The organism is Cellulomonas sp. FA1 (assembly GCF_000986825.1).
Classification (GTDB): domain Bacteria; phylum Actinomycetota; class Actinomycetes; order Actinomycetales; family Cellulomonadaceae; genus Cellulomonas; species Cellulomonas iranensis.
The window spans coordinates 1,888,699-1,909,558 of the sequence record NZ_LBMY01000001.1 but is presented as its reverse complement, the minus strand read 5'-3'; the positions used below and the strand labels follow the sequence as shown (position 1 = coordinate 1,909,558).

Here is a 20,860-nt window from a genome sequence, read left to right as displayed (position 1 = left end):
TCCTGCGGCATGCCGCTCGCGCCCGACGCGACGGCGTGCGCCGTGTGCGGCGCGCGCGTGCCGCTCATCGCCCGCACGTCCGGCGAGGAGGACGCGCAGGCCGCGCCGGAGACCCCGTCCCGCCCCGTGGGTGGGCTCTCGGGGCGCCGTGCCGCCGCCCGCGGCGGCGCGGACCCCGTCTCCTCGGACCCGCTCTCGGCGGACGCTCCGCGGCCGTCCGCGTGGCCGGCCCCGCGCGCGGGCGACGACCGGGCGGCCGCGTCGTCCGCCGGGCACCCGATCGCCGGGCCGGCCGCGGACGCGTCGCCGTCGGTACCCGGCGTGCCGGCCTCACGCGTGACGTCGTCGCCCGTCGCGCCGCCGACCCCCGCCGCGCCGGGGCCCGGCGCCCCTGCTGCCGCGCCGTCCTCGCCGCGTCTCGAGGCGGCGGCGGCGCGCGACCTGCGGTCGGCCGCGCGCGCCTCGGGGGGCGCGCGCCCGGCCGACGTGCCGCCGTCCGTGGGGCGCCGCGTCGGTGCGTACGCGATCGACCTCGCGCTCGCGTTCGTGGCGGGCCTCGTGGGCGTGCTGCTGGGGCTGGCCACGGGCGTCGACGGCACGCTGCTCGCGTGGGCGCTCGGCCTCGTGGTCGGCGTCGCCCAGATCGTCGCCGAGGGTCTGCGGGGCACCACGCTCGGCGCCCGGCTGCTCGGCGTCCGCACGGTCGACGAGCGGACGGGCGCGGCCCCGGGCGTGCCGCGCGCGTTCGTGCGGCAGCTCGTCGTGGCGCTCGGCACGCCGGTGTGCCTCGTCGGCAACTGGGTGGTCGCGGCGTCGGCGGCGTGGGACAAGGGCCCGCAGAGCCGGGGGTGGCACGACAAGGCGTCGGGCACGCGCGTCGTGCGCGCGACGGCCACGGCCGGCGCCGCCGCCGCGGTGCGGACGGCCCCGGCGGGCGCTCCCGCGCAGGTCCCCGGCCGGGCCGTCGTCCCGCCCGGTGACGCGCTGTACGCCCCGCCCCCGCGCGACGTCCGCGGTCCGGTGCCCCCGCCCCCGTGGGGCCGCCGGCGCTGCGCCCGCCCGCGCCGGCGCCGGACCTGGTCGAGCCGCCGCAGGTGGCGCCGCACGCACCGCGCGCGGAGCGGTCCGCTGCCGACCTGCTGCCGCCGCCGCCCACGCCGGGCGGGACCGACGGTGCGCGGGACGCAGCGGCGCGCTCGCCGCGGGAGCCCGTCGTCGCACCGACCGACGAGGACCTGGCCGAGCTCGAGCACACGCGCGTGCGGCACCCGGAGTCGTTGCGACGTCGCACGGGCACGCTCGCGCTCAGCTTCGACACCGGGGAACGTGTGCGGGTCGTGGGGCGCGGGCTCGTGGGCCGTGGGCCGCGCGCCGAGGACGGCGAGGACATCCTGCACGTGGTCGCGCTGCAGGACGCCGCGCGGTCGTTGTCGCGCGTGCACGCCGAGTTCGGTCCGCACGAGGACGCGGGCGACGGTGCGGCGCTCTGGGTGACGGACCGGGGGTCGACCAACGGCACCGTCGTGGTCGACCCCGCGGGCGTCGCGCGCGTGCTGCCGGCGGGCACCCCGGCGGTGGTGCGCGCGGGGTGGACGGTGCGCCTGGGCGACCGCGAGGTGCGGGTCGAGGACGACTGACGCGGCAGCGCCGCGGCCCGCGGCCGCCGTGCGTCGGGAGCGGTGCGTCGGGAGCGGTGTCAGGCCGTCGGGCCGAGGGGGTGTCGCGGGCCGCGGGGCGGCGCGCGTGGCGCAGCCCGTCGACCGTGAGCACCACGAGCGCGACCCAGACGAGGCCGAAGCCCCACCAGCGGGCGGGTGGCATGCGCTCGCCCGCGACGAGCACGCCGATCGCGAGCTGGAGCACCGGGGCGAGGTACTGCAGCAGCCCCACGGTGGCGAGCGGCAGCTGCCGCGCCGCGGAGTTGAACAGCAGCAGGGGGACGGCGGTGAGCACGCCCGTGCCGACGAGGGCGAGACCGTGCCAGTCGAGCGCGGCCGTGCCGAGCCCGGCGACGTGCAGGACGACGAGGTAGCCGACGGCCACGGGGGCCAGCACGGCGGTCTCGGCGGCGAGGCCCGGCAGGGCCGCGACGCGCGGGCCCACGCGGGACTTGATGAGGCCGTAGGTGCCGAAGCTGCCGGCGAGCACGAGCGCGATCCACGGCAGGCGGCCGTAGGCGACCGTGAGCACGACGACGGCGGCCGTGCCGCACGCGACGGCGGCCCACTGCACGGGCCGGAGCCGTTCGCCGAGCACGAGCACGGCGAGCGCGATGGTCACGAGCGGGTTGATGAAGTAGCCGAGCGCGGCGTCGACGACGTGCCCGGTGGTCACGCCGTGCACGAACACGAGCCAGTTGACGGCGAGCAGCACGGCGGCGAGCGTGAGGCGCAGGACCAGTCCCCGGTCGCGGAGGATCGCGACGAACGCCGCCCACGTGCCGGTGACGCGCAGCAGCACGAGGCACAGCAGCAGCGACCACACGACGCGGTGCGCGATGATCTCGACCGGCCCGGACGGGGTGAGCAGCGGGAAGTACAGCGGCAGCGCGCCCCACAGCAGGTACGCGCCGACGCCGGCGGCGAGCCCGCCGCGGCGGCCGGGGGAGGGTGCGTCCACGTCGCGACTGTACGACGCGGGCCGTCGAGCGGTCGTTCTCATCACGTCCGCATCGCGGGATGTCCGTATCGTGGAGTGGACGTCGAGCAAGGGTGCCCTCACGTCCTAGACTTGCGGGGCATCGCTCTCGCGCCGACGGCGAGGCGCACGGCCGCCGGGGCCCTGGAGGGCGCCCCGTCGTGCGAGGGCTCCCCACAGCGGAAGGCAACCTGGTCCCGTGAGCACCCCGACCCTGCGCGTCGCGATCGTCGGCGCCGGTCCGGCCGGCATCTACGCGGCGGACATCCTGTCCAAGACGGACCTCGACGTGAGCATCGACCTGTTCGAGCGCCTGCCCGCGCCGTTCGGGCTCGTGCGCTACGGCGTCGCGCCCGACCACCCGCGCATCAAGCAGATCATCGTCGCGCTGCACAAGGTGCTCGAGCGCGGCGACATCCGCCTCGTCGCGAACGTCGACTACGGCACCGACCTCAAGCTCGACGACCTGCGCACCTACTACGACGCCGTGATCTTCTCGACCGGCTCGATCCGCGACGCCGCGCTGCCCATCCCCGGCATCGACCTCGAGGGCTCGTACGGCGCCGCCGACTTCGTGTCCTGGTACGACGGGCACCCCGACGTGCCCCGCACGTGGCCGCTCGAGGCGCAGCACGTCGCGGTCCTCGGCGCGGGCAACGTCGCGCTCGACGTCGCGCGGATCCTCGCCAAGCACGCCGACGACCTGCTGCCGACCGAGGTCCCGGCCAACGTCTACGACATCCTCAAGACCAGCCCGGTGACGGACGTGCACGTGTTCGCGCGCCGCGGGCCCGCGCAGGCCAAGTTCTCGCCGCTCGAGCTGCGCGAGCTCGGGCACGTCCCGGACGTCGACACGATCGTCTACCCCGAGGACTTCGAGTTCGACGAGGGCTCGATGGCGGCGATCCACTCGAGCAACCAGACCAAGCAGGTCGTCAAGACCCTCACGGACTGGACGCTCAAGGAGCCCGAGGAGCTCACGGCCTCGCGGCGCATCCACCTGCACTTCCTGCACCAGCCCGTCGAGGTGCTGGGCGAGGACGGCAAGGTCGTGGGCCTGCGCACCGAGCGCACGGCGCTCAACGGCGACGGCAACGTCACGGGCACGGGGCAGCTCCACGACTGGCCCGTGCAGGCCGTCTACCGCGCGGTCGGCTACTTCGGATCGCCGCTCGTCGACATCCCGTTCGACGACGTCGCGGGCGTCATCCCCAACCGCGAGGGCCGCGTGATCGACGTCGACGGCGAGCACCTGCCGGGCGTGTACGCGACCGGGTGGATCAAGCGCGGCCCCGTGGGCCTCATCGGCCACACGAAGTCCGACGCGTCGGAGACGATCCGTCACCTCGGCGAGGACGTCGCCGAGGCCGGCGAGGCGTTCTACACCGCCACCGAGCGCGACCCCCAGGCCGTGCTCGACTTCCTCACGCAGCGGGGCGCCGAGCCCATCGACTGGTCCGGCTGGGAGCTGCTCGACGCGTACGAGCGGTCGCTCGGCGAGCCGCACGGGCGCGAGCGGGTCAAGCTCGTGCCGCGGGACCACATGGTGGCGATCTCGCTCGGCCGCGAGCTGCCGCAGGGCTGACGTCCCGCGACGCGCCACGAGGGCCCGGACGGCACGCCGTCCGGGCCCTCGTGCGTGCGCGTCCGGGTGGTCGGGAACGTCGCCCCCGCGCCTCGCGTTGTCACGGGTGCGGGCGGCGGAGGGTCGCCGGCCGCGGGGAGGACGAGACTGCGATGGGTCACCGGCACTACAACGGCCTGAAGACGGCGGCGCTGTTCGGCGCGCTGTGGGCGGTCCTGCTCGGCATCGGCTGGCTCGTGGGCGGGCCGCGCTACCTGTGGCTGTTCACGCTCGCGGGCCTGGCGATGACGGCGTACAGCTACTGGAACTCCGACAAGATCGCGATCCGCGCCATGCGTGCGCGGCCCGTGAGCGAGCTCGAGCAGCCCGCGATGTACCGGATCGTGCGCGAGCTCTCGACGGCCGCCCGGCAGCCGATGCCGCGGCTGTACGTGTCGCCCACGATGGCGCCGAACGCGTTCGCGACGGGCCGCAACCCGCAGAACGCGGCGGTGTGCTGCACGGACGGCATCCTCGCGATCCTCGACGAGCGCGAGCTGCGCGGCGTCCTGGGGCACGAGCTCATGCACGTCTACAACCGCGACATCCTCACGTCGTCGGTCGCCGCGGCGGTCGCGGGCGTCATCACGTCGCTCGCGCAGTTCGCGCTGTTCTTCGGCGGCGGCGACCGTCGTGACGGCGGCGGCAACCCGCTGGCGGGCCTGCTCATGGTGGTCCTCGCGCCGCTCGCGGCGACGACCGTGCAGCTCGCGATCTCCCGCACGCGCGAGTACGACGCCGACGAGGACGGGGCACGCCTGACCGGCGACCCGCTGGCCCTCGCGTCGGCGCTGCGCAAGCTCGAGGCCGGCACGAACGCCCGCCCCCTGCCCCAGGACCGTGACCTGGTCGACGTGTCGCACCTGATGATCGCCAACCCGTTCCGCGGCGGCGGCCTCGGGCGGCTGTTCGCGACCCACCCGCCGATGGTCGATCGCATCGCGCGCCTCGAGGCCATGGCGGGCGGCGGCGTCACGCGCTACTGACGCGACGACGCCGGGCGTGGTGCGCCGCGCCCGGCGTCGTCGGTGCGCCCGGGCGACCGAGCGTGGGGTCAGCGGTAGTTCGTGAACTGCAGCGCCGCGTCGACGTCGGCGCCCTTGAGCAGCGCGATCACGGCCTGCAGGTCGTCGCGGCTCTTGGCCGAGACGCGCAGCTCGTCGCCCTGGATCTGCGTCTTGACGCCCTTGGGGCCCTCGTCGCGCACGATCTTCGCGAGCTTCTTGGCGACCTCGCTGCTCAGGCCCTCCTTGATGGTGGCCGGCAGGCGGTACTCCTTGCCCGAGGGCTTGGGCTCGCCGTCACCCGTGTCGAGGGCCTTGAGCGAGATGTTGCGCTTGATGAGCTTCGACTGGAAGACGTCGAGCACCGCGAGCACGCGCTCGGCGGAGTTGGCGACCATGAGGATCGTGTCGCCGCTCCACGCGATCGACGCGCCGACGCCCTTGAAGTCGTAGCGCTGCGCGATCTCCTTGACGGCCTGGTTCAGCGCGTTGTCGACCTCCTGGCGGTCGACCTTGCTCACGACGTCGAACGACGACTCGCTCGCCATGTCCTGCTCCTCCCGGCGCCCCGTGCGGGGGCCTTGATCGTCCGTCGGGCGGGGGCGTGCGGTGCGTCGCGCCGGCCGCTGCGGGCCGGGGTGGCGCGAGCCCCCTCCTGGACTTGCTATCCTTCCATCCGCACGCGGCTCACGCGGACGCACCGGATCGTCGTACTCGTACGGCGCCCCGGGGTGGTCGTACCGGGCCCGCGCCCCTTGGCGGGTTACCCGAGTGGCCAAAGGGGGCTGACTGTAAATCAGCTGGCAACGCCTACGGGGGTTCGAATCCCTCACCCGCCACGCCCCGAAGGGGACGTCCTCCACGAGGACGTCCCCTTCGTCGTCCCCGTGCCGTTGCCGGTCCGGGGTTCGTGCGTGCGTCAGCAGGTCCAGGCGCCGGACGTGACGGAGACGGTGGTCCCCTCGTCGCGCGTGTCGAACACGCCGGCGTCCTCCTCGGAGGCGAACAGGACGCCGACGGCCACGGGCTCCGCGATGCCGGTGAGCGCCGCGAGCTGCTCGTGGGCGCCCTCCTGGCACGCCGGGTCGGTGGGCTCGACGTCGTAGCCCTGCTGGTCGAGGCGCGCGACCTCGGCCGTGAGGGCCTCGGCGTCGGCGCTCGCGTCGACGGCCGTCCAGACGGCCCACACGTCGCCGTCGGCCTCGGCGGGGGAGACGGCGGCGGGCCAGTCCGCCGCCGACGGGTCGACCCCGGCGTCCGCGTCGGACGCGCAGGCCGCCGACACGAGGAGCGTGACGGCGGCGAGCACGGTGGGCAGGGCCGCGCGGTGCGCGACGGGACGGGGCCGTGCGGCACCCGGGGAGGGGGTGGCGGGCCGGGCGTCAGGACGACGGCGAAGGGGTGGCATGCGCGGGATCGTGGCACGCGGTCCGCGCCGGCCGCGACGAGCCGAAACGCTTAGGCGGACGACCGGGGGGCCGGGGGCGACGGCGCCGGTGGGTGCGCCCCGCGCCGAGGGTCGCGGGCCCGCGTCCGCGGGGCGTCGCCGGCGTCCGGGGCGCCGCGCAAGACCCCGATTTCGCAGGTGCCCCGTGGCCCGTGTACTCTGATCCGCGCTGCCCCGATAGCTCAGTCGGCAGAGCGTCTCCATGGTAAGGAGAAGGTCAAGGGTTCGATTCCCTTTCGGGGCTCTGTGGTGTGTCACGGGTCGGCCGTCCTCGCGGCGGCCGCCCGGGACATGACCGCTGTGGCGGGATAGCTCAGGTGGTTAGAGCACACGGCTCATAATCGTGGTGTCGCGGGTTCGAATCCCGCTCCCGCTACCACGTCCGGCGAACATCCGTCGCAGCAGCGCGCGTCGGCCGGCGCGCGCCAGGAGAAGAACGCAGCCCCCGCGGGGCGCGAGAGGTGACACGAACATGGCCAGCAAGAGCGCGGACGTCCGCCCCAAGATCACGCTCGCCTGCACGGAGTGCAAGGAGCGGAACTACATCACGAAGAAGAACCGTCGGAACACGCCCGACCGTCTCGAGATGAAGAAGTTCTGCCCGCGTGACAACAAGCACACGGTGCACCGCGAGACCCGCTGACGCGGGTCCACGCCGGCAGCCACGCTGACGTGCAGGTCGACACCTCCTTCGCCGGGCGGGCCTACCCGCCCGGCGACGTGTATGTGGTCGCGCGCGAGAAGCTGCGCGAGTTCGCCGAGGCGACGGGTGCCACGCACCCCGCCCACACCGACGTCGCCGCCGCCCGCGCGCTGGGCCACCCCGACGTCGTCGCGCCCCCCACGTTCGCCGTGGTCATCGCGCAGCGGACCGAGGCGCAGTACGTCGACGACCCGGCCGCCGGTGTCGACTTCAGCCGCGTCGTGCACGCCGACGAGCGCTTCACGCACCACCGCCCGATCCACGCGGGGGACCGGCTGCTCACCACGCTGCACGTCGACGCCGTGACGCAGCGCGCGGGCCTGTCGATGGTCACCACCCGCTGCGAGATCGCCGACGAGTCGGGCGCACCCGTCGCGACCGTCGTCTCGACGCTCGCCGTGCGACCCGAGGACGCCGCATGACCGCCCCCGTGCTCGCCGACCTCGAGGTCGGCCAGGAGGTCGCACGCCGCACCGTCGCGGTCGACCGCGCGCGGCTCGTGCGCTACGCCGGCGCGTCCGGCGACTTCAACCCGATCCACTGGAACGAGCGCGTCGCGACGTCGGTCGGGCTGCCGGGCGTCATCGCGCACGGCATGTGGACCATGGGCGCCGCTGTCGCGGTCGTCGTGGACTGGGTGGGCGACCCCGGTGCGGTCGTCGACTACCAGACGCGCTTCACGCGCCCCGTGCCCGTGCCCGACCCGGGCGAGGCCCACGTCGACGTCGTCGCGACGGTCGGTGCGCTCGACCTCGAGGCCGGCACGGTGCGCGTCGACCTCACGGTGACCGTCGAGGGTGCGCGCGTGCTCGGCAAGGCCCAGGCGGTCGTCCGGCTCGGCTGAGCCGTCCCGGACCCTCGCCGCCGTCGCTCGCGGCGTCCCGCCGGTGCGCGGCGTCGCACGCCCGCCGCGTGCGCCGTGCGCCGGACGTCGTGCCCTGGACGTCGTGATCAGCGTGGCCTGGTCAGCGCGGCGCGGGGCCCGTCGTCGTCCCGACGCGCAGCGCGACCGGCAGCACCTGCGGCTCGGGCATGCGGCCCTCGAGCAGCGCGGACACGGCGGTGCCGATCGCGGCGCCCTTCTCGGCGAGCGGCTGCGCCACCGACGTGAGCACGTCGGGTGCGAGCCAGGCGAGGTCGAGCCCGTCGAACCCCGCGACGGACACGTCCTGCGGGACGCGCAGCCCCAGCTCACGCGCCGCGAGCACGACGCCCGACGCGAGCAGGTCCGACTGGCAGATCACGGCCGTGGGCCGGTCCGGCGCCGCGAGCAGGGCGCGGCCCGCCGCGGCGCCGTTCTCGACGAGCGACGCGGGGGTCTCGTAGACGGTGGTCGGCGTGACGCCCGCGTCCGTGACGCCGGCGAGGCGACGGCGCGTGATCTCCCAGGCGAGGTGCGTCAGTCGCTCGGCGTCCGCGGGTCCCTCCGAGCGGCCGCGGTCGAACGGCAGCGTGACCGTCGCGATGCGCGTGTGGCCGAGGTCGAGCAGGTGGCGCGTGAGCTCGGCCATGCCGCCGCGGTCGTCGATGCCGACGGCCGCGACGTCGGGCTGGGGCGTGCCCTCGACCAGCACGGTCGGCGTGCCGCGGCGGCGCAGGGTCTCGAGGACGGGGTCGTCGGTCGTGCCGCCCCACATCTGCACCGCGACGTCCATCGCGGCGGACTCCAGCAGCGGGTCGACGGCGGGCTGCGACGCGTCGTGCGGGCCGGGGACCAGCAGCACGCCGAGTCCGAGCGGGCCGAGGGTCGCGGCCAGCCCGTCGAGCACCTGCGACGAGACGGGGTCGCGGAACGCGCGGCGCAGGGCGTCGCCCATGATGACGCCGACGATGCCCGAGCGTCCGCGGCGCAGCTGGCGCCCGAGCGGGTTGGGGCCCGCGTAGGCGAGCGTGCGGGCCGCCTCGAGGACGCGCGCGCGGGTCGCGTCGGCGATGGGGCCCGATCCGGAGAACGCGAGCGAGGCCGTGGAGACCGAGACGCCCGCGGCCGCCGCCACGTCGGCCAGGGTCGTGCGCTGCGCGGACAGGGCGGGTACCTCCGGGGGCGGGGTGACGTGCGTCGCGGTCGTTGACGTCCGCGTCAGCGTACCCGCAGAATGTCCGGGACCCCTCATATCGATTCGACCCGGTGCGACGTGCGATCGAATCGATTCGAGCCGTCCGGGCGTCGACCTCGCCGCCCGTCGACACCGCACCACGGAGCGCCCCTGTGACCCGCCACTCCCCGCCGAGCGTCGCTCGCGCGCGGATCCTGCTCGTCGGACTGTTCTGCCTCGCCGGCTTCGCGTTCGCGAGCTGGCTCGCACGCATCCCCACCGTGCGCGACCTGCTCGACCTCGGCACGTCCGACCTCGGCGTGCTGCTCCTGGTCGGCTCCGTGGGCTCGCTCCTCACCGTGACGGCGTCGGGCGTCGTGCTGCAGCGGCTCGGGACCCGACGCGTCCTGGTGCTCTCCGCGTTCGTCCTCGCGACCGCGCTGGCCCTGCTCGGCACCGGCCCGACCGTGGGCTCGCGCGTGCTCCTGGCCGCGGGCATCTTCCTCAACGGCGTCGCCGTCGCGCTCGGCAACGTCGCGATCAACGTCGAGTCCGCGCGCATCGAGCGCGCGGTCGGACGCACGATCATCCCGCAGTTCCACGCGGCGTTCTCGGTCGGCGCGGTGCTCGGGTCCGGCACGAGCGCGCTCGCGTCCGCCGCCGGGGTGCCCGTCGCGGTCCAGCTGCCCCTGACCGGCGCCCTCGTGCTCGTGTGGCGGCTCGCGTCCGTGCGCGGCGTCGTCCTGCCGCCGACCGCCGCCGAGCGGGCCGGGCGGAGCGCCGAGGCGGGCGCGGCCGACGCGGCCGTCGCACCGGTCGCCGCGTCGCGCACGCGCCGGGGCGTCGCGCGCCTGGGCGCCGCGCTCGGCGCGTGGCGCGAGCCCCGCACGCTGCTCGTCGGCGTCGTCGTCCTCGCGGCCGCCTTCTCCGAGGGCGCGGCCAACAACTGGCTGTCGCTCGCGGTCGTCGACGGGTTCACCACGAGCGAGTCCGTCGGCGGTGCCGTGCTCGGCCTGTTCGTGGCCTCGATGACGGCCGTGCGGCTGCTCGGCACACGCCTGCTCGACCGGTACGGCCGCGTCGCGGTGCTGCGGGCCTCGGGCCTCACGTCGGCCGTCGGCCTGCTCACGTTCGGGTTCGCGCCCTCGCTGCCGCTCGCCGCCGGCGGCGTCGCGCTGTGGGGCGTCGGCGCCGCGCTGGCCGTGCCCATCGGCATCGCCGCGGCCTCTGACGACCCCACCCGGGCCGCCGCACGCGTCGCCGTCGTGTCGGCGTTCGCGTCCATGGCCTCGCTCGTGGCACCCCCCGTGCTGGGGCTCGCGGCCGAGCACGTCGGCGCGCGCCACGCGCTCGTGCTCATCGTCGTCGCGATGCTCACGAGTGTCTCGGTGTCGCGCACGGTCGCGCCGCAGACGCGTGTCCCGTCCCCGCGCACGCCCGGCGACGACGCGGCCGACGCGGGACCCTCGCACGACGGGGCGCCGTCCGCGGACCGGGCCGACGCGTCGGCACCCGACCGCGCGACGCACGACGCCGCCGAGGTCGCCGCCGCCCGGGGCCCGCGGTGAGCGGCGAGCGGCCCGCGCGCGCGGTCGCGCCGCGCGACGTACGCGTCGCGTCGGCAGCGGTCTTCACGGTCTTCGTGCTCGCCGGCGTCAACTTCGCCTCGTGGGCGTCACGCCTGCCCGCGGTGCGCGACGCGCTCGACCTCACGCCCGAGCGCATGGGCGTCCTGCTGCTCGTCGGGGCGTTCGGGTCGCTGCTCGCGCTGCCGCTGTCCGGGCTCGTCGTCGAGCGGCTCGGGGCGCGACGCACGGTGCTCGGGTTCGCGCTGCTCAACGCCGCCGGGTACGTCGTCGCGTCGATCGGCGTGGCGCTCGGGCACGTCGCGGTCGTCGGCGTGGGCCTCGTCCTCACGGGTGTGGGGACCGGCGTGTGGGACGCCGCGATGAACCTCGAGGGCGCGCTCGTCGAGCAGCGGCTCGGTCGCACGGTCATGCCGCGCTACCACGCGGGCTTCTCGTTCGGGACCATGGCCGCCGCCGGCGTCGCCGCGCTCGCCGCCTGGGCCCACGTCCCCGTCCAGGTGCACCTGCCCGCGGTCGTCGCGGCGTCGTCGGTCGTGGTCGCCCTGGCCGTGCGCGCGTTCCTCACCCGCACGCCCGCCGAGCCGGAGGCGCACGCGGCGGGCGGCACCACCGACGACGCCCCCCGCGGCGCGCGCGCCGCGCTCGGCGCGTGGCTCGAGCCCCGCACCCTGCTCGTCGGGCTCGTCGTCCTCGCGGCCGCGCTCACCGAGGGCTCGGCCAACGACTGGGTCAGCCTCGCCGTGGTCGACGGGTTCGGCACCGCCCACGCGACCGGGGCCGTCGGCTTCGGGCTGTTCGTCACCGCGATGACCGCGATGCGGCTGTTCGGCACCGCGCTGCTCGACCGGTACGGGCGCGTCGTCGTGCTGCGGCTGTGCGCCGCGCTCGCGGCCGTCGGCCTGCTGCTGTTCGGCCTCGCCGACCAGCTCTGGCTCGCGCTGGCCGGCGTCGTCGTGTGGGGCATGGGCGCCGCCCTCGGGTTCCCGGTGGGCATGAGCGCGGCCTCCGACGACCCGCGCCGCGCCGCGCAGCGCGTCGCCGTCGTCTCGACGATCGGCTACTCGGCGTTCCTCGCCGGCCCGCCGCTGCTGGGCCTGCTGGCCGAGCACGTCGGCTACCGCGACGCGCTCCTCGTGATCCTCGCGCCCGTCGCGCTCGGGCTGCTCGTCACGGGTGCCGCGCGTCCGCTGCCCGCGACGCCGCCGCCCGCGACGCCGGGCGGCCGCGAGGACGCACCCCCGCCCGGCGTCTAGCCTGGGACCGTGGAGCTCGACACCTGCGCCCTGCCCGGCCCGGCCCCGAGCCGGCCCGCACCGGCGTCCCGACGCACGGCGGCACGCCGACCCTCGCGGACCTCACGACGCTGCGCGTCGGCGGGCCCGTCGGGCGGTACGTCGAGACCTCGACCGAGGCCGACCTCGTCGCCGCCGTCCGCGAGGCCGACGCCGCGGGCGAGCCCGTCCTCGTGCTCGGCGGGGGGTCCAACGTGCTGGCCGCCGACGCGGGCTTCCCCGGCGTGGTCGTGCGCGACGTGCGCGGCGGCGTGAGCGTGCCCGACGCGACCGCGTGCGCGGGCGTCACGCTCACCGTCCCGGCCGGCACCGTGTGGGACGACGTCGTCGCGTACGCGGTCGCGCACGAGCTCGTGGGCGTCGAGGCGCTCTCCGGGATCCCCGGGTCGACCGGCGCGACGCCCGTGCAGAACGTCGGTGCGTACGGGCAGGAGGTCGCGCAGACCGTCTCGCAGGTCCGGGTCTGGGACCGCGGGCGCGGGCGCGTGCGCACCCTGCCGTACGTGACGCTGGGGTTCGGCTACCGGTCGTCGCTGCTCAAGCGGTCGCTGCGCGCCGACCCGTCCGACCCGGGAGCGCCGTGGGGCCCGACCCCGCGCTACGTCGTGCTGGACGTGACGTTCCAGGTCAAGGAGGGGTCGATGTCCGCGCCGGTGACGTACCCCGAGCTCGCGCGCACGCTCGACGTCGCCGTGGGGGAGCGTGCCCCGCTCGCCGACGTGCGCGCCGCGGTGCTCGCGCTGCGCGCCCGCAAGGGCATGGTCCTCGACGCCGCCGACCACGACACGTGGAGCGCCGGCTCGTTCTTCACGAACCCCGTGCTGCCCGCCGACCGCGCCGCCGCGCTGCCCGACGACGCCCCGCGCTGGCCGCTCGACGACGGCACGGTCAAGAGCAGCGCGGCGTGGCTCATCGAGCGGGCGGGCTTCGCGCGCGGGCACGGCGCCCCCGGGCCCGCGTCGCTGTCGACCAAGCACACACTCGCGCTCACGAACCGCGGTGACGCGCGGGCCGCCGACCTGCTCGCGCTCGCGCGCGAGGTCCGCGACGGCGTCCGTGAGCGGTTCGGCGTGACGCTCGAGGCCGAGCCGGTCCTGGTCGGCGCGACGCTCTGAGCGGTCGACGGGCGCGACCCTAGGACGTCACGGGGCGGCCGCGCGTCCCCCTCGCGACGGGTTCCGGGTCCGTCCCCCGGGCCGATGCGGCGGCCCTCGCGCGCCCGCGAGGGTGGACGTGCGCCGACGGCCGGGGCGCAGGGGCTCCGGCGGGCGCCGTCCAGGGGAGCACCATGAGACGACCACACCTGAGCCGCGCCGTCCTCGCGACGGCCGTCGCCGCGAGCCTCGCCGCGACGCTCACCGCGACGTCGGCGGCCGCGCACGGCCCCGGCGGACCGGGGCACGCGCCGGGGCACGACCGCACGAGCCGGGCCGAGGCGGCACGCGTCGACCGCGTGCCGGCACCCGACCCGGGCTGGTTCGACTGCACGTCGCTGTTCGGCGCCGGCACCGAGTGTGGCACGGTCGAGCTGCCGCTCGACTACGACCAGCCCCGCCGCGGCACGACCGAGGTCGCGATGCTGCGCGTGCGGGCCACCGACCCGGCGCAGCGCATCGGGACGCTCTTCGTCAACCCCGGCGGCCCCGGGGGCTCGGGCGTCGAGATGGCCGCCGTGGCGTCGGCGTTCCTCTCGCCCGAGCTGCTGGCGCGCTTCGACGTCGTCGGCATCGACCCGCGCGGCACCAACTACTCGGCCAACGTGCGCTGCTTCCGGGACGTCGGCGAGCAGGGGGCCGCGCTCGCGGGCATGGACGTCCGCTTCCCGCAGGGGGACGCGCAGACCGCGGCGTTCGTCGCGTCGGCGCGTGCGCTCGGCGAGGCGTGCTCGACGACCGGCGCCCCGCTGAGCGCGTCGATGTCGACCGCGCAGGTCGCGCGCGACATGGACGTCGTGCGGCGCGCGCTCGGCGACGACCGGCTGACGTTCCTCGGGTTCTCGTACGGCAGCTACCTCGGCCAGGTCTACGTCAACATGTTCCCGGACCGGGTGCGCGCGGTCGCGATCGATGGCGTGCTCGACCCCGTCGCGTGGGCGGGGACACGACGCACGGCGGACGTGCCCGTGACGGAGCGCCTCGCGTCCGGCCAGGCGGCCTGGCGCGCGGCCCAGGAGATCCTCGACCGTTGCGCGCAGGCGGGGCCGGCGCTGTGCCGGACGGCGGGCCTGGGTGACCCGCGGACGGTGTGGGCGGACGTCGAGGCCGGCATGCGCGCGGGTGGCGTCGAGCTCACCGACCCCGCGACCGGCGAGTCGCTCGGCACGTTCGACTGGGACGACACGGTCGGCGCCGTGCTGTCCCTGCTGTACGCCCCGAGCGGGTACGACGCGGTCGACACCGTGGTGTGGGCGCTGTGGTGGCTGCTGCAGCCCGAGACGCCCGAGAACGCGCAGCAGCGCGCGGAGGCGCTCGCGGCGCTGTTCGGCTTCGAGCGGACCCTTCAGGACGCCGCCGCCGAGCGGGACGCGGCGCGTGCCGCACGCGCCGACGCGTTCGGTCTCGGCTTCCCGTACGGCAACGGGCTCGAGGCGTTCTCGGCCGTCCTGTGCACCGACTCGCTCAACCCGCGCCGCCCCGAGGACTGGGTCGCCGCGTCGGCGCGCCAGGACGCGGTCGCGCCCGGGTTCGGGCCGTCCTGGACGTGGTCGTCGCCGCAGTGCGCGTCGCGGGCGTGGACCGCGCGCGACGACGACGCGTGGGCCGGGCGGTTCGACGCCCGCACCTCCGCGCCCGTCCTGGTCGTCGGCAACCTGTGGGACCCGGCGACCGCGTACGAGGGGGCCGTCGCGGCGGCCGCGGTCCTGCCGCGCAGCCGCCTGCTGTCGTCCGACAGCTGGGGGCACACGGCGTACGGCACGTCGCAGTGCGCGACCGGGGCGATCGACCGGTACCTCGTCGCGGTCGAGCTGCCCGCCGAGGGCACGCGGTGCGTGGGGGACGTGCAGCCGTTCGTGCCGGTGCCCGAGCAGCGCTCGGCCCAGGCGCCGCGCGCGCTGCCGCCGGTCGTGCCGCCGGTGCCGGGCGCGCCGCCGCGCGTGCCGTGACGCGCCGACCATGAGGACGTGCGGGGCCCGGGCGGTCGGGCCCCGCACGTCGTCGCGGCGGGGACCGGCGCTCGTGCCGTGCCCCGGGAGTCACGCGTCCGGGCGCGGCGCCGCGTCCCTCAGCGCGCGTCGCCGCCCGGGGCCGCGAGCCACGCGTCGACGCCGGCGAGCAGCCGCGCCCGCGCGCCGGGCGACGCGGTGCTCGCGAGCACGGACGACCGCGCGAGCGCGGCCAGCTCGTCGTCCGTGAAGCCGTGGACGTCGCGCGCGACCCGGTACTGCTCGACCAGGCGCGAGCCGAACAGCAGCGGGTCGTCCGCGCCGAGCGCGACCCGTGCCCCGGCCGCGACGAGCGTGCGCAGCGGCACGTCGCCGTCCGACGCGTACACCCCGAGCGACACGTTCGACGCCGGGCAGACCTCGAGCGCGACGTCACGCTCGACGACCCGCTCGAGGACCCGCGGGTCCTCGGCGCTGCGCACGCCGTGCCCCAGCCGGTCGGGGTGCAGGTGGTCGAGGACCTCGTCGACGTGCGCCGGGCCCAGCAGCTCACCGCCGTGCGGCACGGCCCGCAGGCCCGCGCGCCGGGCGATCGCGAACGCGCGCCCGAACTCCGCGGTGCTGCCGCGCCGCTCGTCGTTCGACAGGCCGAAGCCCACGACCTCGCCGGGGCCGTCCCCGGCGTACCGGGCCGCGAGCCGCGCCAGCGTGCGCGCCTCGAGCGGGTGGCGCATGCGGGACGCCGCGACGACCACGCCGACCTCGACGCCCGTCGCCTCCTGCGCGGCGCGTGCCTCGTCGAGCACGATCTCGAGCGCGGGCGTGATCCCGCCGACGAACGGCGCGTACGACGTCGGGTCGACCTGGATCTCCAGGCGGCCCGAGCCCTCGGCGGCGTCGTCGGCCGCGGCCTCGGCGACGATGCGGCGCATGTCCGCCTCGGAGCGCACGCACGCGCGCGCCGCGTCGTACAGGCGCTGGAAGCGGAACCAGCCGCGCTCGCCCGCCGGGACCCGCAGCGGGTCGGCGTCCAGCAGCACGTGCGGCAGCCGGATGCCGTGCCGCTGCGCGAGGTCCGCCAGCGTCGCGACCCGCATCGACCCCGTGAAGTGCAGGTGCAGGTGCGCCTTGGGCAGCAGGGTCAGGTCACGCACGCGCGCCAGTCTGCCAGCCGTCGCGGCGCGTCACGCGCTCGTGTCGACCAGCCGGTACCCGACCCCGCGGACGGTGTCGAAGTGCTCGGCGCCGAGCTTGCGCCGCAGGTAGCGGACGTACACGTCGACCACGTTCGACCCGGGGTCGAAGTCGAAGCCCCACACCTCGGAGAGCAGGCGCTCGCGCGTGAGCACGTCGCCGGGGTTGCGCATGAACGTCTCGGCGAGCGCGAACTCGCGCGCGGACAGGTCGACCTCGGTGTCGTCGACCCGCATCCGCCGCGTGCGCAGGTCGAGCTGCAGCCGCCCGTGCACCAGCACGTTCCCGCGCTGCTGGGCGCCGGGCTGGCCGCGCAGCCGCAGCCGGACGCGCGCGAGCAGCTCCTCGAAGCGGAACGGCTTGGCCATGTAGTCGTCGGCGCCGGACTCCAGCCCGGTGACGGTGTCGGTCACGGACGAGCGTGCCGTGAGCACGACGACCGGCAGGTCGTAGCCGGACGTGCGCAGCGCGCGCAGCACCTCGAACCCGTCCATGTCGGCGAGCCCCAGGTCGAGCACCAGCAGGTCGACGCCGCCGCCGCCGATGCGCCGCAGCGCGGCCGTGCCGGTCGGCACCGCCGTCGTCTCGTAGCCGTGCGCGCGCAGACCCTTGGCGACGAACGCCGCGATCCGCTCCTCGTCCTCGGCGATCAGGATGTGCGTCATCGGTGCGGCTCCACGAGCTCGGGGGACTCGGACCCGTCGACGAGTCCGACGGCGGGCAGGTCGAGGACGAACACCACGCCCGGGCCCGACGCGGGCGGCGGGTGCTCGAGGAACACGCGGCCGTCGTGCGCGGCCGCGATCGCGGCGACGATGGGCAGCCCGAGGCCCGCGCCGTGCTGCACGCGGTCCGCCTGGCCGCGGTGGAAGCGCTCGAAGATCCGCGCCTCCTCGGCGGGTGGCACCCCCGGCCCCTCGTCACGGACCCACAGCAGCAGGCGCCCCGCGGCGACCTCGCTGCCCAGCCGCACGGTCGAGCCCGGTGCCGAGAACCGCACGGCGTTCGCGAGCAGCTGCAGCCACGCCTGCGTCACGCGCTGCGCGTCGACGTGCGCGACGACGTCGGCGCGGGACACGACGACGAAGCGGCGGTCGCCCAGACCGCGGGCCTTCTCGAGCACGTCGTCGGTGAGGCGCCCGACGTCGACGGGCGCGGGCCGCACGAAGTCCGGCCGGTCGGCGGTCGCGAGCGTCACGAGGTCGTCCACGAGACGCTGCATGCGGTCGAGCTCGTCGAGCGCGAGCGCCTGCGTCGCGCGCACGTCGGCCTCGTCGGCGGGGTCGAGCAGCTCGAGGTGGCCGCGCACGATGGTCAGGGGCGTCCGCAGCTCGTGCCCGACGTCGTCGAGGAGCTCGCGCTGCGAGCCGAACGCGCGCTCGAGGCGCTCGAGCATGGAGTTCACCGACGCCGCCAGGTCGGCGAGGTCGTCACGGCCCCCGACCGCGATGCGCTCGGACAGGTCGGACTCGGTGACGCGGCGCACGGTGTCGCGCAGCACGCGCACGGGCCGCAGCATGCCGCCGACGACGAACCACGCGACGGCCGACGTCACGGCCAGCGCGGCCACGCCCACCGCCGAGTAGGTCGAGAAGATGCGCCACACCGCGGCGTTCTGGGCGGTCCGGTCGAACGCGAACACCATGAGCCCGTCGGCGTCCGCGTCGACCTCGAGGTGCACCGGCACGGTCGCGAGGCGGTACTCGGTGACGTCCGTGCGCACGGTGCGCGGCTCGCCGGCGAGGGGGTCGTCGGCGGGCAGCTCGCGCAGCCAGGCCATGAGCTCCTCGTCGAGGTCGACGCGGACCGCACCGGTCTCGTCCGCGGGCCGCCACGCGAGGTCGCCCCCGACGAGCGACACGATGCCCTCGTGCTCGCCGGGCACCCGGTTCTCGACGGCCTTCTGCAGGAGCAGCGACACCGACGTCCAGCGCTGCACGGGTGCCGTCGGGTCTCGGGGGGTCGTCGACGTGCGGTCGGCGTCCACGAGCCCGGCCGATGCGAACGACTCGAACGCCTGCACCGAGCGGCGCAGCGCGTGGTCGGTGCGGGCGTCGCCGGCGCGCAGCTGCAGCGCCAGCCCGGTGACGCCCGCGACCGTCATCGCGGTCGCCGTGAGCGCGACCACGGCGGTCATGAGCCGCCCCCGCACGGTCGCGCGGCGGCCCGCGGCGCGCGGCGGGTCCGACGGGGTGGCGGGGGCTCCCGCCGACGCCGGACCGTTGCGCATGGCGCTCAGTATGGGGGCGGCCGAACCCCCGCAGAAGGGACGTCCACGCCCGGTGCCCCGGACGTGGACACCGCGCCGCGGCGACCGGGTGGTGCGCGGGCCGGGCTCAGGCCCCGGGCAGGATCCCGCGCTCGATCGCGACCGTGACCGCGCGGGTCCGGTCGTCGACGCCGAGCTTGGCGAACGCGCGCAGCAGGTGCGTCTTGACGGTCGCCTCGGTGATGAACAGCTCGCGTCCGACGGCGGCGTTCGACAGCCCGCGCGCGACCCCCGCGAGCACCTGGCGCTCGCGGGGCGTGAGCCGTTCGCCGCCGTCGCCCCGGACCTGCTGCACGAGCCGCAGCGCGACCGACGGCGACAGCGCGGACTCGCCGCGCGCCGCCGCCCGCACGCCCGCGACGAGCTGCGCCCGCGGCGTGTCCTTGAGCAGGTAGCCCGTCGCACCGGCCTCGACCGCGCGCAGGATGTCGGTGTCCGTCTCGTAGGTCGTGAGCACGAGCACGTGGACCCCGGGCAGCTCGGCGACGATCCGCCGCGTGGCCTCGGCGCCGTCGGTGCCGGGCATCCGCAGGTCCATGAGCACGAGGTCCGGGCGCAGCGCGCGCGCGAGCTCGACCGCCTGCGCGCCGTCGTCGGCCTCGCCCACGACCTCGAGGTCCGGTTCGAGCGCGAGCAGCGCGACGAGCCCCGAGCGCAGCACCGGGTGGTCGTCGGCGACGACGACGCGCACGCTCACCGCTCCTCCTCGGGGTGGGCGTCGTCGGTCGTGCCGTCCTGCGGGGCGCCCGCGGGCACGCGGACCCGCACGCGCGTGCCGTCGCCGGGGGAGCCGGCGACGTCGACGCCGCCGCCGGCCGCGTCGGCGCGTGCGCGCATGCCCCGCAGCCCGACGCCCTCGGCGGCGCCGGCGGTCAGGCCCCTGCCGTCGTCGACGACCTCGAGCACGACGTCGTCGCCCGCGCGGGCGAGCCGCAGCGTCACGTGCGACGCTCCCGCGTGGCGTCGCACGTTCGCGAGCGACTCCTGCGCGGCGCGCAGCAGCACGACCTGCGCCTCGCGGCCCGGCACGCCGTCGGGTGCGTCGTCGACGACGACGACGCGCACGCCGGTCTCGGCGCCGAACCGCTGCGCGAGGCGGCGCAGCGCGTCGGCGAGCGAGCCGTCGCCCAGGCCGGGGGGCGAGAACGCGCCGACGAGCGCGCGCGCCTCCGCGAGGTTGTCGCGCGCGACGTCCTCGATGTGGCCGAGGCGCTCGGCGACGCGCTCGACGTGCCCGCCGGCGAGCTCGGCGGCGGCGGTCTGCGCGAGCATCACGACCGACGTGAACCCCTGCGCGAGCGTGTCGTGGATCTCGCCGGCGAGGCGCTCGCGCTCGGCGACGACGCCCGCCGCGTGGTGCGACGCCGCGAGCGCGTCCTGCGTCGCGCGCAGCTCTTCCAGCAGGTACGCACGCTCCTCGCTCTGCTCGGCGACGTGCGTGATCCACAGCCCGAGCACGACCGCGAACAGCAGCGCGATGCCGAACTGCCCGGCGATCTGCGCGGCGACCCCACTGTCGGCGCCCTCGCGCCACACCGACGCCGCCGTGACGCCCACCGTGAGGGCGGCGCACCACAGGACGCCGGCCCGCCGCGTCCGCGCGAAGAACCAGATCTGCGAGTACGCGAGGAACAGCAGGACCGTCCCGATGCCGCCCAGCACCACCTGCGCCGTGCTCACGGCCGTCAGCACGGCGAGGTACGCGTCGGCGCGGCGGGGGGCGCCGCGCACCGCGGCGACGTGGCCGAGCACGCCGTACGCGACCGCCAGCAGGACCAGCAGCGCGACCGCGACGACCTTGCGCTGCGTCGGCATCGAGTCGAGCGCGATCGCGCCGGCCGACAGCACGACCATCGCGACGAACCCCAGGTCCCACAGCCGCAGCGTGCGGAGCCAGAAGTCGTGCCGGCCCACGACCTCCCGCTCCGGTGCCGACGACGCGCTCATGCCCCGGACTCTGCC

Annotated in this window: 19 protein-coding genes, 3 tRNA genes and 1 pseudogene; 14 read left to right on the top strand and 9 right to left on the bottom strand. The window is 76.4% G+C overall.

Features of this window, described 5'->3' with window-relative positions; all coding sequences use genetic code 11:
• Positions 1-9: 9 nt before the first annotated feature.
• Both GY42_RS20195 and GY42_RS20190 read left to right on the top strand, forming a co-directional pair.
• Positions 10-1,494, top strand: a complete 1,485-nt coding sequence (locus tag GY42_RS20195; RefSeq protein ID WP_052748270.1) for an RDD family protein — start codon at positions 10-12, stop codon at positions 1,492-1,494.
• Complete coding sequence (locus GY42_RS20190; RefSeq protein WP_442856793.1) at positions 1,398-1,637, top strand: FHA domain-containing protein; 240 nt, start codon at positions 1,398-1,400, stop codon at positions 1,635-1,637. The genes GY42_RS20195 and GY42_RS20190 overlap by 97 nt, the downstream gene beginning before the upstream one ends.
• Before the next feature lie 211 nt (positions 1,638-1,848).
• On the opposite strand, the pseudogene rarD reads toward GY42_RS20190, so the two are convergent.
• Positions 1,849-2,661, bottom strand: a pseudogene (rarD, locus tag GY42_RS20185) (EamA family transporter RarD); the annotation flags it as partial.
• Positions 2,662-2,836: 175 nt separating this feature from the next.
• Here rarD and GY42_RS08560 point away from each other — a divergent pair.
• Both GY42_RS08560 and htpX read left to right on the top strand, forming a co-directional pair.
• Positions 2,837-4,222, top strand: coding sequence for an FAD-dependent oxidoreductase (locus tag GY42_RS08560; protein WP_046529025.1), 1,386 nt, complete (start codon positions 2,837-2,839; stop codon positions 4,220-4,222).
• Positions 4,223-4,374: 152 nt separating this feature from the next.
• The gene (gene htpX / locus GY42_RS08555) at positions 4,375-5,247 is read left to right on the top strand and encodes a zinc metalloprotease HtpX (protein WP_046529024.1); all 873 of its coding nucleotides are present in this window, start codon (positions 4,375-4,377) and stop codon (positions 5,245-5,247) included.
• Between the two features lie 68 nt (positions 5,248-5,315).
• Here htpX and GY42_RS08550 read toward each other — a convergent pair whose 3' ends face one another.
• Positions 5,316-5,813 (bottom strand): YajQ family cyclic di-GMP-binding protein, encoded by a 498-nt coding sequence (locus tag GY42_RS08550; RefSeq protein ID WP_046529023.1) that lies wholly within the window; start codon positions 5,811-5,813, stop codon positions 5,316-5,318.
• Between the two features lie 209 nt (positions 5,814-6,022).
• Here GY42_RS08550 and GY42_RS08545 point away from each other — a divergent pair.
• Positions 6,023-6,104 (top strand) — tRNA-Tyr (locus GY42_RS08545).
• A gap of 80 nt (positions 6,105-6,184) precedes the next feature.
• Here the strand turns inward: GY42_RS08545 and GY42_RS08540 are convergent.
• A complete protein-coding gene (locus tag GY42_RS08540; protein WP_160309403.1) occupies positions 6,185-6,673 on the bottom strand; it encodes a hypothetical protein in 489 nt (162 codons plus the stop codon).
• 210 nt (positions 6,674-6,883) lie between these two features.
• On the opposite strand from GY42_RS08540, the gene GY42_RS08535 reads away from it, so the two are divergent.
• From GY42_RS08535 to GY42_RS08515, 5 genes are all read left to right on the top strand, one after another.
• Positions 6,884-6,956 (top strand) — tRNA-Thr (locus GY42_RS08535).
• A gap of 58 nt (positions 6,957-7,014) precedes the next feature.
• Positions 7,015-7,091, top strand: a tRNA-Met gene (locus GY42_RS08530).
• Positions 7,092-7,184: 93 nt separating this feature from the next.
• Positions 7,185-7,355: a 50S ribosomal protein L33 gene (rpmG, locus tag GY42_RS08525; RefSeq protein WP_046529021.1), complete on the top strand. Its 171-nt coding sequence runs from the start codon at positions 7,185-7,187 to the stop codon at positions 7,353-7,355.
• A gap of 29 nt (positions 7,356-7,384) precedes the next feature.
• Positions 7,385-7,837, top strand: a complete 453-nt coding sequence (locus tag GY42_RS08520; RefSeq protein ID WP_046529020.1) for a MaoC family dehydratase N-terminal domain-containing protein — start codon at positions 7,385-7,387, stop codon at positions 7,835-7,837.
• Positions 7,834-8,259, top strand: a complete 426-nt coding sequence (locus GY42_RS08515; protein ID WP_046529019.1) for a MaoC/PaaZ C-terminal domain-containing protein — start codon at positions 7,834-7,836, stop codon at positions 8,257-8,259. Before GY42_RS08520 ends, GY42_RS08515 begins: the two co-directional genes overlap by 4 nt.
• A 121-nt stretch (positions 8,260-8,380) precedes the next feature.
• On the opposite strand, the gene GY42_RS08510 is transcribed toward GY42_RS08515, so the two are convergent.
• The gene (locus GY42_RS08510) at positions 8,381-9,442 is read right to left on the bottom strand and encodes a LacI family DNA-binding transcriptional regulator (RefSeq protein WP_046530718.1); all 1,062 of its coding nucleotides are present in this window, start codon (positions 9,440-9,442) and stop codon (positions 8,381-8,383) included.
• 182 nt (positions 9,443-9,624) lie between these two features.
• On the opposite strand from GY42_RS08510, the gene GY42_RS08505 reads away from it, so the two are divergent.
• From GY42_RS08505 to GY42_RS08490, 4 genes are all read left to right on the top strand, one after another.
• Positions 9,625-11,019 carry an MFS transporter gene (locus tag GY42_RS08505; RefSeq protein WP_082131423.1) on the top strand — a complete coding sequence of 465 codons (1,395 nt, stop codon included), beginning with the start codon at positions 9,625-9,627 and terminating at the stop codon, positions 11,017-11,019.
• Positions 11,016-12,293 (top strand): MFS transporter, encoded by a 1,278-nt coding sequence (locus tag GY42_RS08500; RefSeq protein ID WP_046529018.1) that lies wholly within the window; start codon positions 11,016-11,018, stop codon positions 12,291-12,293. The genes GY42_RS08505 and GY42_RS08500 overlap by 4 nt, the downstream gene beginning before the upstream one ends.
• Positions 12,294-12,403: 110 nt before the next feature.
• Positions 12,404-13,447: a UDP-N-acetylmuramate dehydrogenase gene (locus tag GY42_RS08495; protein WP_046530716.1), complete on the top strand. Its 1,044-nt coding sequence runs from the start codon at positions 12,404-12,406 to the stop codon at positions 13,445-13,447.
• Between the two features lie 173 nt (positions 13,448-13,620).
• Entirely contained in the window at positions 13,621-15,435 is a 1,815-nt protein-coding gene (locus tag GY42_RS08490) for an alpha/beta fold hydrolase (protein WP_046529017.1), read from the top strand.
• 119 nt (positions 15,436-15,554) lie between these two features.
• Here GY42_RS08490 and GY42_RS08485 read toward each other — a convergent pair whose 3' ends face one another.
• From GY42_RS08485 to GY42_RS08465, 5 genes are all read right to left on the bottom strand, one after another.
• Entirely contained in the window at positions 15,555-16,589 is a 1,035-nt protein-coding gene (locus GY42_RS08485) for an adenosine deaminase (RefSeq protein ID WP_046529016.1), read from the bottom strand.
• 30 nt (positions 16,590-16,619) lie between these two features.
• Complete coding sequence (locus tag GY42_RS08480) at positions 16,620-17,294, bottom strand: response regulator transcription factor (protein WP_046529015.1); 675 nt, start codon at positions 17,292-17,294, stop codon at positions 16,620-16,622.
• Positions 17,291-18,859, bottom strand: coding sequence for a sensor histidine kinase (locus tag GY42_RS08475; protein ID WP_046529014.1), 1,569 nt, complete (start codon positions 18,857-18,859; stop codon positions 17,291-17,293). The genes GY42_RS08480 and GY42_RS08475 overlap by 4 nt, the downstream gene beginning before the upstream one ends.
• A 106-nt stretch (positions 18,860-18,965) precedes the next feature.
• Positions 18,966-19,595, bottom strand: coding sequence for a response regulator (locus GY42_RS08470; RefSeq protein WP_046529013.1), 630 nt, complete (start codon positions 19,593-19,595; stop codon positions 18,966-18,968).
• The gene (locus tag GY42_RS08465) at positions 19,592-20,845 is read right to left on the bottom strand and encodes a sensor histidine kinase (RefSeq protein WP_046529012.1); all 1,254 of its coding nucleotides are present in this window, start codon (positions 20,843-20,845) and stop codon (positions 19,592-19,594) included. The genes GY42_RS08470 and GY42_RS08465 overlap by 4 nt, the downstream gene beginning before the upstream one ends.
• Positions 20,846-20,860: the final 15 nt, after the last annotated feature.